Origin of the sequence: Pseudomonas sp. ADAK18, assembly GCF_012935695.1 — a bacterium.
Taxonomy (GTDB): Bacteria; Pseudomonadota; Gammaproteobacteria; order Pseudomonadales; family Pseudomonadaceae; genus Aquipseudomonas.
On record NZ_CP052859.1, the window covers coordinates 2690937 to 2704470 of the forward strand.

Genomic DNA, 13534 nt, shown 5'->3' on the forward strand with positions numbered 1-13534 from the left:
CACCGGACGCCACGGGCACACGTCAGAACGCCGGGGAAGCGCGAGGGTTGGCGGAAGGCCAAAGGTATCGGGGAGGTGTCTTGTTGCGCTGTTCGTGGCCAGGACGCGGCGTTTGCCCCAGGCTCAGCAGCCAGGCCAGGCAGAGCAGGTAGACGATTGCCAGCGTCACGGCCGAGCAGACCGGGCAGGCGAAGAAGTTCGACCAACTGCTGGCGCTCGGGCTGCCAAGACCGCTGTCCGAAGCAGGCGCCTTGCTGCCCAATGCCGAGCAAAACTGCCCGCCCAGGCCATTGAGCTCCAGGCCCATCATCTGCCCATGACCCAAACCGCAGACGAACACATTGAACAGGACGCAGAAATACAAGGTCCAGGCAATGAGCGAACGGTCCGGGCGGGTCAGTTTCATGGCGGCGACTTTAACACCGAACATCCAGGCGGATGAAGCCCGGCCTGCCCTGCGGCAGAACGTCGCAGATTACGTAGAGCGGCCAGGGTTGGTAGAATGTGCGCCCTCCTCGTTTACTCCTTTTCAAAGCCTGATTGATACGTTTCGCGGGACCCAGGCGCTTCACAGGATGCACCGTTGATGAGTACGTTATTCACCCGCCGCAAAGTCATCCAGGGCATGGGCCTGCTGGGCCTTGGCCTGCTGAGCGGCTGTGACAACAGCCCCAGACTGAACTTCAAGTACGGCAAGGATCTGAGCGACAAGATCATGGGCCGTACCTTCAGGCTCAAGAACACCGAGGGCGAATCCGTCACCCTCAGCTCCTTCCGTGGCTTGATGCCGGTGGTGTTTTTCGGCTTCACCCAATGCCCGGCGGTCTGCCCAACGACGCTTGCCCGGATGGCCCAGGCCAAGAAACTCATGGGTCGCGACGGCAAGATCATGCAAGTGATCTTCATCACGCTGGACCCGGAGCGCGATACGCCGAAGGTGCTCGACGCCTACGTCAAGGCCTTCGACCCCAGCTTCGAAGCGCTGTACGGCACCCCGGAAGAAATCGCCGTGGCCGCCAAGGAGTTCGGGATCTTTTATGAAAAGATCCCCGCCGGCGACAGCTACACCCTGTCCCACACCGCCACCAGTTTTGTGTTCGACACCCGCGGCAACCTGCGCCTGGGCCTGTCGGCATCCCTTAACGCCAAAGAGTGCGCAGAAGACCTGCTCACCGTTATGGAGGTCTGCTAATGACTGCCGTTCAAACCCTCAAACGCATCGCCCTCGGCCTTTCCCTGCTGGGCCTCGCCGCCCACGCCAGCGCCCAGACCCAGGTCAGCGACGCCTGGGTGCGCGCCACTGTACCGGGGCAGCCGTCCAGCGGTGCCTTCATGACCGTCACGGCCGACAGCGACAGCAAGTTGCTCAGCGTGGCGTCACCGGTGGCCAAGACCGTGCAGATCCATGAAATGAGCATGAAGGATGACGTGATGCGCATGGGCCCGGTGGACTTCGTCGCACTGCCCGCCGGCAAAGCGGTGAAGCTCGACCCTGAGGGCTACCACGTGATGCTGATCGACCTGACCGGCCAGATCAAGGAAGGCGACCAGGTGCCGCTGACCCTGACGGTGGAAAACGCCAAGGGCGAAAAACAGACCATCGACATCAAGGCACCGGCCCGTGCCTTGAACGGTATGGACCACAGCAAGATGCATTGATGCGCAGTGATGGCGCTTGCCCGTTTGCCACAGAGGGCAAGCGCCATACTTAGAACGTCTGCTATCAACACTTTCTATATATTTTCAATCTACAAACCAACTCGTTAGCCTGCTCAGGCCGGATGCGTCTCCCTGTCGCCGTCCGGCCACACAATTCTAAAAATAAGCAGCAGACAACGGGAATAACAATGAATAAGTCCCCCTTTGCCCTGGGCCTGACTTCGGCCACCCTCGGTTTGACCCTCGCCTTTCCCTCCTTCGCCGAAGCTGACTTTTTTGAAGACAGCAAAGCCGATCTGGAATTTCGCAACTTCTACTTCAACAGCGATTACCGTCAAGACGGCGCCAGCCAATCCAAGCGCGATGAGTGGGCTCAAGGGCTGATTCTCAACTATCAATCGGGGTTTACCGAAGGCCTTGTGGGATTTGGTGTGGATGCCATCGGCTTGCTGGGCCTCAAGCTGGATTCGGGCCCCGACCGACAAAATACCGGTTTGTTGCCCGTCGGCAGCGACAAGGCGCCCGACAGCTACAGCCGCATGGGCGCCACGGCCAAGGCCCGGATCTCCAAGAGTGTGCTGAAAGTCGGGACTTTGATCCCCAGGCTGCCCACCGTTTTGCCCAATGACGGACGCCTGCTGCCCCAAACCTTTCGTGGCACCCAACTGACCAGCCAGGACATTACCGACCTGACCCTCGACGCCGGGCGCCTGACCAGCAATACCCTGCGCAATGTCAGTGGCCACGACGACATCGAGGTGACCGCCAAAGGCATCAAGGGCGCCGTGCCCAGCGACCAATTCGACTTCGCCAGCGCCAACTACAAATGGACCCAGAACCTGGCCACCGGGTACCACTACGCCAACCTGGAAAACAACTACAAACAACACATCTTCAACCTGGTGCACACCCTGCCCTTGGGCAACGCCCAGTCGTTCAAGACCGACCTGCGTTATGCCGACTCCAGTAAGGACGGCAACACCAACGTCGACAACCAAGCCTTTGGCGCACGCTTCACCTACAGCATCCAGGGCCACTCGTTCGGTGCGGCCTACCAGCGCATGAAAGGCACCACGGGTTTCCCGCATCTGGACGGAACCGATTCCTACCTCGTCAACTACGTGATGATCTCGCCGGACTTTGCCAACCCCGAAGAAAAATCCTGGCAAGCCCGCTACGACTACGACTTCGCCGCCATTGGTCTGCCCGGTCTGACCTTCATGACCCGCTATCTCAAGGGCAACAACTTCGAGCGCAGCCGAGGCGTGGAAGGCACCGAATGGGAGCGCAACACAGACATTGGCTACGTGTTCCAGAGCGGCGCGCTGAAGAACCTCGAGGTGAAATGGCGCAATGGCACCTACCGCAGCAACGGCTCCGGTAGCGACATCGACCAGAACCGCTTCATCGTCAGCTACACCCTGCCCCTGCTTTAATTTTTCCGGAGCATTGCCCATGAATACCAAGAAAAGCCTGGTTCACCTGGCAGTGGCGTTCGCCCTGTTCAGTACTTACGGCGCCTATGCCGCCGACACCGGCGAGTTGCCTTGCAACACCACCGAACAATGCGCGGCTCAGGCGGCGAAAGTCGGTGCGTCAGTGGACACCTCGCAGTCCCCGCGCAAAGCCAAGGGCGACCCGACACAAACCCAGTTCGCCTGGCTCAACCGCATCAACAAAGCCTCGATCGTGATGCTCACTGAAGAAGGCATCGTCAAGCCGGACATGGGCCAGAAGATCGCCGGCGGCGTGCGCTACGCCATCGACCAGGCCGACCAGTCGGGGGGCAAACGCCCCAGTGATGTGCTGCAACTGGAAAAAATCATGACCGACAAAATCGGTCCCGAGGCCTCGCTGATCCACTCCGGCCGCAGTCGGCAGGACATGCTCGCGACCTTTCGCCTGGCCAAACTGCGCGCCCAGGTGCTGGCCTACAGCGATGCGTTGAACGCTACACGCCAGCGTATCCTGGCCATCGCCGAGAAGAACGTCGACACGCTGGTGCCGGCGTATACCAACGGCGTGCAGGCCATGCCCATCAGCTACGCCCACTACCTGCTGGCGTACGAGGCGGCTTTTGATCGGGACGGCCAGCGCATTCGCGAGTTGTACACGCGTTTGAACCTGAGCCCGATGGGTACGGCCGTACTGGCGAACTCCGCATATCCGCTCAACCGTGAGCGCCTGGCCGAGTTGCTGGGCTTTGATGGCGTGCGGGAAAACTCCCTGGATTCCAGCCAGGTGTCCACCTATGACATCCCGATTGAAGCGGCGAACCTGGCGGCCTCCTCGGCGATTCGCATTGGCGCGATGATTGGCGATATCCATACCCAATACCACCAGATCCGCCCTTGGTTGTTGCTGGATGAAGAGTCCACCTACACCAGCAGCGCCATGCCGCAAAAGCGCAACCCGGGGCTGTTGATGCGCACTCGCGAGTCGGCCTCGGATGTGGTCGGGCTGGCGCAGACCGTGACCTTGCGCGCCCATAACGTCACCACCGGCATGACCGACTACAAGTTCGCCTTTGATTCATTGGGACTGTTCCAATCCACGGGCGAGATGTTCACGAGCATGGACGCGGTGCTCGACGCCCTGCAAATCAACCCGCAGCGGGCGCTGGAGGAGCTGGAGTCGGAGTGGACCACCTCGATGGAGCTGGCCGACACCCTGGAGCGCCAGTTCAAGGTGCCGTTCCGGATTGGTCATAGCTTTGCTTCGCTGATCGTCACCGAAGCCCGCAGCAATGGCACCACCCCGAAAACCTTCCCATATGCCGATGCACAGAAGCTGTATCGCCAGGCAGCGGACAAGTACAAGTGGACACCCAACACCTTGCCATTGGATGAGGCCGGTTTGCGTTCAGCACTGTCGCCGACCAACATGGTCAAGACTCGCAAAGGCACGGGTGGACCACAGCCGGAAGAGGTCAAGCGGATGCTGGTCGAGGCGCACAAATCCCTCGAAGCTGATCAAAAGTGGCTGACGGGGCGCCGTGACAAGCTCAAGAGCGCGGAAGGTAATCTGGACAAGGCTTTCGAAAAATTGGCAAATAGCAAAGACTGAAACCCGATCAAAAGGTGGGAGTTGTCGAGCCCCGGCGAGGCTGCGATGGGGTCAGTACTGCAAACATTGGTGTTGGCTGACCCACCGCTATCGTAGCCTCGCTGGGGCTCGACAACTCCCACATTTGCCCTGTGTCAGACTCAAGATCCAGCAAGGTCCAGCGCCAGCTCCCGCCTCAATGCATCACGATCCAGGGCCTTCTGCCAACTGCAAATCGCCAGGCAAGCCACGCAATTACCCAACACATTGGTCAGCGAGCGGCACTTCATCAGCCGCTCCACCCCCAACAACAACCCCACCCCCTCCAGCGGGATCCACTGCAGAATGTTCAAGGTGGCAATCAAGGTAAACAACGCCGAGCCCGCCACGCTGGTGGACCCCAACGAGGTAAACAGGCAAATCAGCAACACGACCAGCAGTTCCGGCGCGGTGATACTCACGCCGGCCAAATGGGCCAGAAACATGACGGCAGTGGTCAGATAAATATGGCTGCCGGTTAAATTGAAGCTATAACCGGTTGTCAGTACCAGGCGTACTAACTGACGATCACACCCCAGCGCCTCAAGTTTACCGACAAACCCCGGAAGTGCTGCGACCGATGAGCCCGTAAACGCCACCAACAACAACTCTTCCTTCAAATAAACGATCAACCTGGACAATCGAACTCCCGCCGCCCGTGCGATCCCCGCAAACACCACAACAACAAATAATGCACAGGCCAGATAAATAACCACAATGAACTTCAGCAACGGCAAAACCGAGCTCATGCCATATTTACCGATAACAAAAGCCATGGCCCCAAATGCCGCCAACGGGGCGAACTTCAAGATAATGTGCAGCAGCCGAAAGAGCATCGCCAAAGACGACTCCAGCCAGGCCAGGCAGCGGTTGCTGCCTTTTACCCCACGACCGAGCAACAACCCGCAAAACGCAGCCGCGACCATCACCTGCAGCACCAGACTGTGGACAAACACCCCGTAAACGCTGGACAAGATCGGCATCAACGAAAGCTCATGCACGAGCGCTCCCGAGGTGTGTGTTGACACTCGCTGGCCAAAACCCAGGGACGCCACTTCGGTCTGATCAAGACCGAAGACTGAGCCGGCCATCAATCCCATCATCAGCGCACACAGCGACATCAGCTGGAAATACAGCACTATCCGGCCCACTACGCGGCTGTGTTTTTGTTCACGCTGAATACCGGAAACACCGGTAGTGACCAATACAAATAACAGAAAGGGCATCAACAAACCGACCAACTTTATAAAGCCGTCGCTGAGCAGCTTCATATCAATCGCTACATCTGGGCAGACCAACCCCAACATTATCCCAAGAGCAATGGCAACCAGGATTGGCATGCTCGTATTCCTGGCAGATCGGGTTGACATCGGTGTTCCTCAGTCTTTTTATTTATTGTTATTGTCGTGACCCAGCACTTTCGGCATATTGGTCACCAAGGCGCACCCAGGCCACAAATAATAAAGTCTTGCCACGGGATATACCACCATGGAACTTCGCCATTTACGCTATTTCATCATGGTGGCTGAAGAGCGACATTTCACCCGCGCCGCCGCCCGCTTGAACATGCAACAACCGCCCCTCAGCCAACAGATTCGCGCTCTGGAACAAGAGCTGGGGTTTGAGCTGTTCAAGCGCCACCCCAAAGGGGTCGACCTTACCGCTGGCGGGCTGGTGTTCCTCGATGAAGCGCGGATCATCCTGGCCCGGGTCGAGCACGGTTCCCTCAAGGCCTCCCGCGCCGCCCACGGCATCGAAGGCACCCTGGTCATCGGCTTTACCAGCTCCGCCGCCGCCCACCCGCTGATCCCGCGCATCATCCGCGCTTATCGCGAGCACTATCCGGGCGTGGAGCTCTCGGTCAAGGAAGGCAGCGCCCGGGAAATCACCGAAGAAACCCTGGAAAAACGCATCGACATCGGCATCCTCCGCGCCCCGGTCAGCGACCATCAAAGCCTCAGTTTCCACCGTCTGCTCAACGAAGAAATGCTCCTCACCCTACCCGTCGGCCATCCGCTGCTCAAAGGGCAAGAACCCTCAATCAGCCTGAGCACCCTCAAGGACGAACGCTTCATCCTTGTACGCCGCCCCGGCGCGCCGGGCATGTACGCCAACCTGATCAAGGCCTGCCAGAACGCCGGCTTTGAACCGAAGATTGCCTTTGAAGTGGAACGGATGCTGACCAACGTCAGCCTGGTGGCTGCGGGAGAAGGTATCTCGGTGGTGCCCGCCTCCATGCGCGATGTGCACCGGGACAGTGTTGTGTATTGCCGAATTCGAGATGCGCGACCACGGTTGTTGGCGCCAATCACCTTGGTACGGCGCACGTTCAACCCGTCGGCGCCGTTGCAGAATTTTATTGAGCTGGCGCGGGAGTTGGCTGGGGTTTATCGGAAGGGGTAATGCCTACGGGCTTTTGGGTCAATCCACCACAAACAACCTCGCTCCCGTGTCAGTCGATGACCGATGCCCCTCCATACCATTGCCCACCTGATAACTCATCCCAGCGGTGAGGGTGAATCGACGACCGTCCTCCAGTTCAGTGTGCAACTCGCCCTCCAGGCATAGCAGGACATGGCCTCTCCAGCACCAGTGATCGGCCAGGTAGCCGGGGCTGTATTCAACCATTCGCACCCGCACCGAACCGAACTGGCAGGCTCGCCAATAAGCATGGCCCGTTTCTCCGGGATGGAGAGTCGACTCCACAGTTGACCAGTCAGTGGTACCAAACGGGATTGCAACAAGATCCATAATTGCCTCGGTAATCAAAGAACTGCAGAGGACCGTACTGGCTGCCTGAGACTTGCGATAGACACAGATGGTTGGCTTTTGTGGGATACAGCCCCGCGCTCTTGTTATCCTGTTGCTCCACTGCGCCTGGATGTCCTTTGATGCAAATCGACCCCGCCTACATCCTCCACGAGACCGAACACTGGATCCTCAACCATCACCTGGCGTCCGCATTGCCGGGCTACCTGATGCTGGGTGCCAAGACGCCTATCAGCTCACTGGCTGATTTGCCGGAGCCGGCGCTTGCGGAACTGGGCGGGTTGCTCGCCAAGACCCAGCGGGTCATGGAGGTGCAGTTGGCGCCCAAGTGGCTGTACATCAGCCGGTTCGGGCACATGCCAGGCTTCCCCCTGCACTTTCATTTCATCCCGGTGTACGGCTGGGTGGAGGACCTGTTTTGGCAGGATGAGCGCTACCGGGTGCTGGAGAATTTTGCCGCAGCCACCTCACCACAGCCCCTGACGGACGGAGCCGAGCTGACGCTGTTTATCTGGCGCGAATTCGGTGAGAGCTTCACGCCACCGGCAACGCAGGGACCGTCGGTGTGCGAGACGATTGGGCGCTTGAGGGAGGCGTTCAGAAACGAAGTCGTTTAGTCCTAAGCCTCAAGCATTCTCGTTACCCCGTCGGGTAAACGAATACCGATCGATATCCGTCCTCAATTGCCAGCCCCGACCCTGCCAATAGCGCGCTGCGCTTTCGTTGGTCTTGAACACATCAAGGTGACACTTCTGGATGCCTTGCTGTTCAAGCGCTGAAAGACAGCGTTCTACCAGCGTATTGGCGATGCCCTGGCGCCGATACTCGGGCAACACCAGCAAATGCTGCAAATACCCACGACGTCCGTCATGCCCGCACATCACGCAAGCGCAGAGCACGCCATCCGCTTCAACGACAAAACTCATACCAGGGTTGCGCTCCAGATACCGGGAGGTCGACTCGCGGGAGTCGGCATCACGCAGGGAAATACCAGGGGTGTTGCGCATAAGGTCGATGACGGCGGTGTAGTCGTCCATGGTCATGACGCGGATGTTGAGCATTGGATTGAGCCTGGTGGTGTGGGTTTTCCATACTAACGCGATCCTACAGGGGATCACGTCAGTGCCTGGCGGCTCTGCATCAGTTATTTATGCTCAATTCACAGCTTAATAATATTTTATTAATAACCGCCCGCCCCCTAGCCTTGAAGTCATGCCCGACCTGAATCCAATCGCTGTTCAGAAGGATAGAGACATGACTGTTGAGACCCTAAAAATAGACACCCTTGTGGTAGGCGCCGGCCAAGCCGGCGTGGCCATGAGCGAGCATCTGAGCAAGCAGGGGGTGCCGCATCTGGTGCTGGAGCGCAGCCGTATTGCCGAGCGCTGGCGCACCGGGCGCTGGGATTCGCTGGTGGCCAACGGGCCGGCCTGGCATGACCGCTTTCCCGGCCTTGAATTTGATGATGTCAGCCCGGATGGGTTTGCCGCGAAAGAGCGTGTGGCGGACTACTTTGAAGCCTACGCCCGCAAGTTCAACGCGCCGATCCGCACCGGCGTTGACGTGAAGTCGGTGGAGCGCAATACCGGTCGTCCTGGCTTCACCGTGCACACCTCTGAAGGCGTGATCGAAGCCAACCGCGTGGTCGCAGCCACCGGACCTTTCCAGAAGCCGGTGATCCCGGCGATTGCGCCGCAGAATGTGCCCTTCACGCAAATCCACTCTGCCGACTACCGCAACCCTGCGCAGTTGCCCGAGGGCGCCGTACTGGTAGTAGGTGCCGGGTCTTCGGGGGTGCAGATCGCCGATGAATTGCAACGGGCCGGCAAGCAGGTCTATCTGTCGGTGGGTGCCCATGACCGCCCTCCCCGAGCCTACCGCAACCGCGATTTCTGCTGGTGGCTGGGGGTGCTGGGCGAGTGGGACCAGGCGGCGATGAAGCCGGGCCGAGAACACGTGACCATTGCGGTCAGCGGTGCGCATGGCGGCAAGACCATTGATTTTCGCGAGCTGGCTCATCGCGGCATGACGCTGGTGGGGTTGACCCAATCCTTCGATGGCAGCGTGGCGACTTTCCAGCCGAACCTGGTAGAAAACCTGACCCGCGGTGACGAGAACTACCTCGCACTGCTGGATTCGGCAGACGCCTATATCGAGCGCAATGGCCTCGAACTGCCGCTGGAACCTGAAGCCCGGCGCGTGTTTCCGGACCCTGAATGCGTCACCCAGCCGATCCTTGAACTGGACCTGGCCAAAGCCGGCGTCACCTCGATTATCTGGGCCACCGGCTTTGCGGTGGATTACAGCTGGCTGAAAGTCGACGCCTTCGACGCCAGCGGCAAGCCTCAGCACCAGCGCGGCGTGTCCAGCGAGCAGGGGATTTATTTCCTGGGTTTGCCCTGGCAGTCCCGTCGCGGTTCGTCGTTTATCTGGGGCGTCTGGCATGACGCCAAGCACGTGGCTGACCATATCGCCACCCAGCGTAAATACCTCGATTACCGGGATGCATCGCAGCGTCGCGAAACCACTCACTCCCCTGTCAGCGCCTGATACTCAAGGAATTCAAGATGCCTACCCACACCCGTATTCGCATGTTCAACACCAAGGAAACCTACCCCAACCAGACCCTGGACAACGACCTGTGCCAGGCCGTTCGTGCCGGTAACACCGTCTACGTCCGCGGCCAGGTCGGCACAGACTTCGACGGCAACCTGATCGGCCTTGGCGACCCGCGTGCCCAGGCCGAGCAGGCCATGCGCAACGTCAAGCAACTGCTGGAAGAAGCCGGCAGCGACCTCAGCCACATCGTCAAGACCACCACTTACCTGATCGACCCACGCTACCGCGAGCCGGTGTACCAGGAAGTCGGCAAGTGGCTCAAGGGTGTGTTCCCGATTTCCACCGGCCTGGTGGTATCGGCCTTGGGCCAGCCGCAGTGGCTGATGGAAATTGATGTGATTGCCGTCATCCCCGAGTAAACAGGAGGCAGGACATGACCTTTTCAATCGTCGCCCGTTGCGCTGAAACCGGCCAGCTCGGTATCGCCATCAGCTCATCGAGTATCGCCGTGGGCGCCCGTTGTCCGTGGCTGCGGCCCGGTGTAGGCGCCGTCGCGACCCAGAACATCACCCTGCCGGCCCTTGGCCCGGAAGTGCTCGAACAGCTTGAGTCAGGGTTGTCACCAGATGACGCGGTGGAGAAGGTGCTGACCCGCAACGGCTACAGCCAGTACAGACAGTTGACGGCGATTGATCATCTCGGGCGCACCGTGCATTTCAGCGGCAGCGAAACCCTGGGAACCCACAACGCCGTATCAGGTGAACAGTGCGTCGCCGCCGGCAACATGCTGGCGGACCGTTCGGTGATTGAGGCCATGGTTGCAGCCTTTGAAAATGGCGAAGGTCAACTGGCTGACCGCCTGTTGGCCGCCATGCACGCCGCCATCGCCGGCGGTGGCGAAGCCGGGCCCGTGCATTCGGCCGCCATGGTGGTGGTCGGTGAATTGACTTGGCCGATCGTCAACCTGCGGGTGGATTGGGCCGACCAGAATCCGATTGGCGAACTGCAAACGCTGTGGGACGCCTATCGCCCGCAAGTCCAGGACTACATCGACCGTGCACTGGCTCCGGACAAATCCCCAGGCTACGGCGTGGCCGGAGACGATCGATGAGCACCAGCCGTGATGTGCTCAAGACGCTGGTGGGGTTTGATACCACCAGCCGCGAATCCAACCTGCAGTTGATCGAGTTTGTCCGCGACTACCTCGCAGGCTTCGGTGTCGCCAGTGAGTTGGTCTACAACGATGAGCGCAGCAAGGCCAATCTGTTCGCCACCCTCGGCCCGGCGGATCGACCGGGCATCGTGCTCTCGGGGCATACCGATGTGGTGCCGGTGGATGGCCAGCCGTGGACGGTCCCGCCGTTCGAGCTGACCGAGCGCGACGGCAAGTTGTATGGCCGGGGCACGGCGGACATGAAGGGCTACATCGCCTGCGTGCTGGCCTTGGTGCCGTCGCTGGTCAATGCATCGTTGCGGATGCCGGTGCATATTGCACTGTCCTATGACGAGGAAGTGGGCTGCCTGGGGGTCCGCTCGCTGCTCAAGGTGCTGGAACAACGGCCGGTCAAGCCGATGCTGTGCATCATTGGCGAGCCCACCGAGTTGAAGCCGGTATTGGGTCACAAGGGCAAGCTGGCGATGCGCTGTGATGTGCATGGCGACGCGTGCCATTCGGCCTATGCGCCGTCTGGGGTGAATGCTATCGAGTACGCCGCCGAACTGATCGGCGAGCTGGGGCGGATTGGCCAGCGCCTCAAGGGGCATCAGGATGCGCGGTTCGATCCGCCCTTCACGACCGTGCAAACCGGGGTGATTTCCGGGGGCAAGGCGTTGAATATCGTCCCTGCCGATTGCCGTTTCGACTTTGAAGTACGCGCCCTGCCCTCGCAGGATCCGGCGGTGGTGGCTAAAGAACTGAAGGCCTACGCCGAGCAGCAGGTTTTGCCGCGTATGCGGGCCGTCAGTGAACAGAGTGCGATTCGCTTCAGCGAGCTGTCGGCGTATCCGGGGTTGGTCACGGATGAGCGTAGTCAGGCGGCGGAGCTGATTGCGGCGTTTTCCGGTTCGCGGGAGTTTGGCACCGTGGCGTTTGGCACCGAAGGTGGGCTGTTTGATGCGGTGGGCATTCCGACCGTGGTGTGCGGGCCTGGCAGCATGGACCAGGGGCATAAGCCGGATGAGTTTGTCAGTGTGGCGCAGTTGGAGGGGTGTGATGAGATGCTGGGGCGGATGTTGCTCTCAATCCTCATCTAAGCCAGACACTATTTCCCGAACGCTGAAGATTAAATGTGGGAGCTGGCTTGCCTGCTCCCACATTTAGCCCGCGGATTTGCTCGATAGCGCGCCATTGCTACGCTAATAACCGAGCCAACTCCTCCCGGCAGTAATCCACAAACAACTGCACCGGCTTGGTCAACGGCGCCCGCCGCAACCACACCGCCGACAGCCCCGACCCGGTCACTGTTTCCGTCAGCGGCACACACACGACCTTCTGCCCGTCATAGGTGTATTCCGAAAACGGCTTGGTCACCAGAATCGAAAAACCAAACCCGCGCCCCACCATGCCCCGCACCATCTCGATGGACGGCGAACTGAACACGATGTGCGGCGTCAGCCCGCGCTCCTCGAAAATACTCACGAAGTAGGTCCGGCTAGGCAACACGTCCAACAAAATCATCGGTTCCAGCACCAAGTCCGCCAATGACACCTTGGCCTGCCGGGCGAAGCGATGATCCGCCGGCAACAAGGCGTACGGCTGTTGTGGCGGCATCAGCGGTACCGTCTCGATGGTGCTGCCCAAGTCATGCTCAAACAACATCGCCACATCGATGCTGCCGGCCGTCAGCGCCTGGACCAGCTCCTGCTGCTCGCCGTCACGCATGCGGATTTCCACCCCCGGCCAGCGCTCCTTGAACCCAGCAATCAAGCGTGGCAAATACAGCGGCGCTACCGTCTCAAAACAGCCGATATCGATCTGCCCCGCCACCACATCATTGTCCGCCAGGGCGTTCTGCTCAAACTCGTGGGCCACCCGCAACAGCTCCAGCGCCTTGCGATAGAACCGCGCGCCGCTGGGCGTCAGCGACACGCCCTGGGCGTGATGGCGGATAAACAGCTGCACGCCAAAACTTTCTTCCAGGTGCTTGATCGCCGTCGACACCGACGGTTGTGCGATGTACAGCTTGCGCGAGGCCTCGGCCACGCTGCCGCACTCGGCGGTGGTTACAAAATATTTGAGTTGGCGCAGGTTGTAGGCAGCCATGGGCACCTCTGAAAACGTGGGATTTCGCCCCAAACAAGTGCAAGAAAAGCGGCTTTTTTGGTGGTTTCATTGCCATGCAACATACCGGAGCAAAAAACACCGCGAGATATTTTTTTTAAGGTCTGAAGCAACAAACTTACTAATTTACCTGCCTGTGACCATTGCACATGATCACTCCAACAACAAAAACGTCGCACATGC

Annotated in this window: 15 protein-coding genes; 10 read left to right on the plus strand and 5 right to left on the minus strand. The window is 59.6% G+C overall.

Going from position 1 to position 13534, the window contains the following annotated elements:
* Positions 1–22: 22 nt before the first annotated feature.
* Complete coding sequence (locus HKK55_RS11935) at positions 23–406, minus strand: DUF2946 domain-containing protein (RefSeq protein ID WP_169354865.1); 384 nt, start codon at positions 404–406, stop codon at positions 23–25.
* A gap of 180 nt (positions 407–586) precedes the next feature.
* Here HKK55_RS11935 and HKK55_RS11940 point away from each other — a divergent pair, with 180 nt between their 5' ends.
* The 4 genes from HKK55_RS11940 to HKK55_RS11955 all read left to right on the plus strand — a co-directional run bounded on the left by HKK55_RS11940 (position 587) and on the right by HKK55_RS11955 (position 4725).
* The gene (locus tag HKK55_RS11940) at positions 587–1192 is read left to right on the plus strand and encodes an SCO family protein (protein WP_155583908.1); all 606 of its coding nucleotides are present in this window, start codon (positions 587–589) and stop codon (positions 1190–1192) included.
* Positions 1192–1659 carry a copper chaperone PCu(A)C gene (locus tag HKK55_RS11945; RefSeq protein ID WP_169354866.1) on the plus strand — a complete coding sequence of 156 codons (468 nt, stop codon included), beginning with the start codon at positions 1192–1194 and terminating at the stop codon, positions 1657–1659. Before HKK55_RS11940 ends, HKK55_RS11945 begins: the two co-directional genes overlap by 1 nt.
* A 188-nt stretch (positions 1660–1847) precedes the next feature.
* Entirely contained in the window at positions 1848–3095 is a 1248-nt protein-coding gene (locus HKK55_RS11950) for an OprD family porin (protein ID WP_169354867.1), read from the plus strand.
* 19 nt (positions 3096–3114) lie between these two features.
* Positions 3115–4725 (plus strand): argininosuccinate lyase, encoded by a 1611-nt coding sequence (locus tag HKK55_RS11955; protein ID WP_169354868.1) that lies wholly within the window; start codon positions 3115–3117, stop codon positions 4723–4725.
* Between the two features lie 140 nt (positions 4726–4865).
* On the opposite strand, the gene HKK55_RS11960 is transcribed toward HKK55_RS11955, so the two are convergent.
* Positions 4866–6113 carry a cation:dicarboxylate symporter family transporter gene (locus tag HKK55_RS11960; protein ID WP_169354869.1) on the minus strand — a complete coding sequence of 416 codons (1248 nt, stop codon included), beginning with the start codon at positions 6111–6113 and terminating at the stop codon, positions 4866–4868.
* A gap of 118 nt (positions 6114–6231) precedes the next feature.
* Here HKK55_RS11960 and HKK55_RS11965 point away from each other — a divergent pair, with 118 nt between their 5' ends.
* Positions 6232–7146, plus strand: coding sequence for a LysR family transcriptional regulator (locus HKK55_RS11965; protein ID WP_169354870.1), 915 nt, complete (start codon positions 6232–6234; stop codon positions 7144–7146).
* Positions 7147–7164: 18 nt separating this feature from the next.
* On the opposite strand, the gene HKK55_RS11970 is transcribed toward HKK55_RS11965, so the two are convergent.
* On the minus strand, positions 7165–7494 hold the full coding sequence (locus HKK55_RS11970; protein ID WP_169354871.1) for a DHCW motif cupin fold protein: 330 nt from the start codon (positions 7492–7494) through the stop codon (positions 7165–7167).
* Positions 7495–7634: 140 nt separating this feature from the next.
* Between HKK55_RS11970 and HKK55_RS11975 the strand changes: the two genes are divergently transcribed.
* Entirely contained in the window at positions 7635–8129 is a 495-nt protein-coding gene (locus HKK55_RS11975; protein WP_169354872.1) for an HIT family protein, read from the plus strand.
* A gap of 9 nt (positions 8130–8138) precedes the next feature.
* On the opposite strand, the gene HKK55_RS11980 is transcribed toward HKK55_RS11975, so the two are convergent.
* A complete protein-coding gene (locus HKK55_RS11980; RefSeq protein WP_169354873.1) occupies positions 8139–8573 on the minus strand; it encodes a GNAT family N-acetyltransferase in 435 nt (144 codons plus the stop codon).
* A 151-nt stretch (positions 8574–8724) separates the two neighbouring features.
* Between HKK55_RS11980 and HKK55_RS11985 the strand changes: the two genes are divergently transcribed.
* Genes HKK55_RS11985 through argE form a run of 4 tightly spaced genes read left to right on the plus strand, consistent with a single transcriptional unit; the run spans position 8725 to position 12324 of the window.
* The gene (locus tag HKK55_RS11985) at positions 8725–10062 is read left to right on the plus strand and encodes an NAD(P)/FAD-dependent oxidoreductase (protein WP_178128844.1); all 1338 of its coding nucleotides are present in this window, start codon (positions 8725–8727) and stop codon (positions 10060–10062) included.
* Between the two features lie 17 nt (positions 10063–10079).
* Positions 10080–10490, plus strand: coding sequence for a RidA family protein (locus HKK55_RS11990; RefSeq protein WP_155583912.1), 411 nt, complete (start codon positions 10080–10082; stop codon positions 10488–10490).
* A 14-nt stretch (positions 10491–10504) separates the two neighbouring features.
* The gene (locus HKK55_RS11995) at positions 10505–11182 is read left to right on the plus strand and encodes a DUF1028 domain-containing protein (RefSeq protein WP_169354875.1); all 678 of its coding nucleotides are present in this window, start codon (positions 10505–10507) and stop codon (positions 11180–11182) included.
* Positions 11179–12324, plus strand: coding sequence for an acetylornithine deacetylase (gene argE, locus HKK55_RS12000; RefSeq protein WP_169354876.1), 1146 nt, complete (start codon positions 11179–11181; stop codon positions 12322–12324). Before HKK55_RS11995 ends, argE begins: the two co-directional genes overlap by 4 nt.
* 97 nt (positions 12325–12421) lie before the next feature.
* Here the strand turns inward: argE and HKK55_RS12005 are convergent, their stop codons facing one another.
* On the minus strand, positions 12422–13333 hold the full coding sequence (locus HKK55_RS12005; RefSeq protein WP_169354877.1) for a LysR substrate-binding domain-containing protein: 912 nt from the start codon (positions 13331–13333) through the stop codon (positions 12422–12424).
* Positions 13334–13534: the final 201 nt, after the last annotated feature.

Excerpts from the sequence above, each read along its gene's own strand:
- HKK55_RS11935 (WP_169354865.1), bottom strand. The coding sequence starts at position 406 with ATGAAACTGACCCGCCCGGACCGTTCGCTCATTGCCTGGACCTTGTAT.
- HKK55_RS11940 (WP_155583908.1), top strand. The coding sequence starts at position 587 with ATGAGTACGTTATTCACCCGCCGCAAAGTCATCCAGGGCATGGGCCTG.
- HKK55_RS11945 (WP_169354866.1), top strand. The coding sequence starts at position 1,192 with ATGACTGCCGTTCAAACCCTCAAACGCATCGCCCTCGGCCTTTCCCTG.
- HKK55_RS11950 (WP_169354867.1), top strand. The coding sequence starts at position 1,848 with ATGAATAAGTCCCCCTTTGCCCTGGGCCTGACTTCGGCCACCCTCGGT.
- HKK55_RS11955 (WP_169354868.1), top strand. The coding sequence starts at position 3,115 with ATGAATACCAAGAAAAGCCTGGTTCACCTGGCAGTGGCGTTCGCCCTG.
- HKK55_RS11960 (WP_169354869.1), bottom strand. The coding sequence starts at position 6,113 with ATGTCAACCCGATCTGCCAGGAATACGAGCATGCCAATCCTGGTTGCC.
- HKK55_RS11965 (WP_169354870.1), top strand. The coding sequence starts at position 6,232 with ATGGAACTTCGCCATTTACGCTATTTCATCATGGTGGCTGAAGAGCGA.
- HKK55_RS11970 (WP_169354871.1), bottom strand. The coding sequence starts at position 7,494 with ATGGATCTTGTTGCAATCCCGTTTGGTACCACTGACTGGTCAACTGTG.
- HKK55_RS11975 (WP_169354872.1), top strand. The coding sequence starts at position 7,635 with ATGCAAATCGACCCCGCCTACATCCTCCACGAGACCGAACACTGGATC.
- HKK55_RS11980 (WP_169354873.1), bottom strand. The coding sequence starts at position 8,573 with ATGCTCAACATCCGCGTCATGACCATGGACGACTACACCGCCGTCATC.
- HKK55_RS11985 (WP_178128844.1), top strand. The coding sequence starts at position 8,725 with ATGCCCGACCTGAATCCAATCGCTGTTCAGAAGGATAGAGACATGACT.
- HKK55_RS11990 (WP_155583912.1), top strand. The coding sequence starts at position 10,080 with ATGCCTACCCACACCCGTATTCGCATGTTCAACACCAAGGAAACCTAC.
- HKK55_RS11995 (WP_169354875.1), top strand. The coding sequence starts at position 10,505 with ATGACCTTTTCAATCGTCGCCCGTTGCGCTGAAACCGGCCAGCTCGGT.
- argE (WP_169354876.1), top strand. The coding sequence starts at position 11,179 with ATGAGCACCAGCCGTGATGTGCTCAAGACGCTGGTGGGGTTTGATACC.
- HKK55_RS12005 (WP_169354877.1), bottom strand. The coding sequence starts at position 13,333 with ATGGCTGCCTACAACCTGCGCCAACTCAAATATTTTGTAACCACCGCC.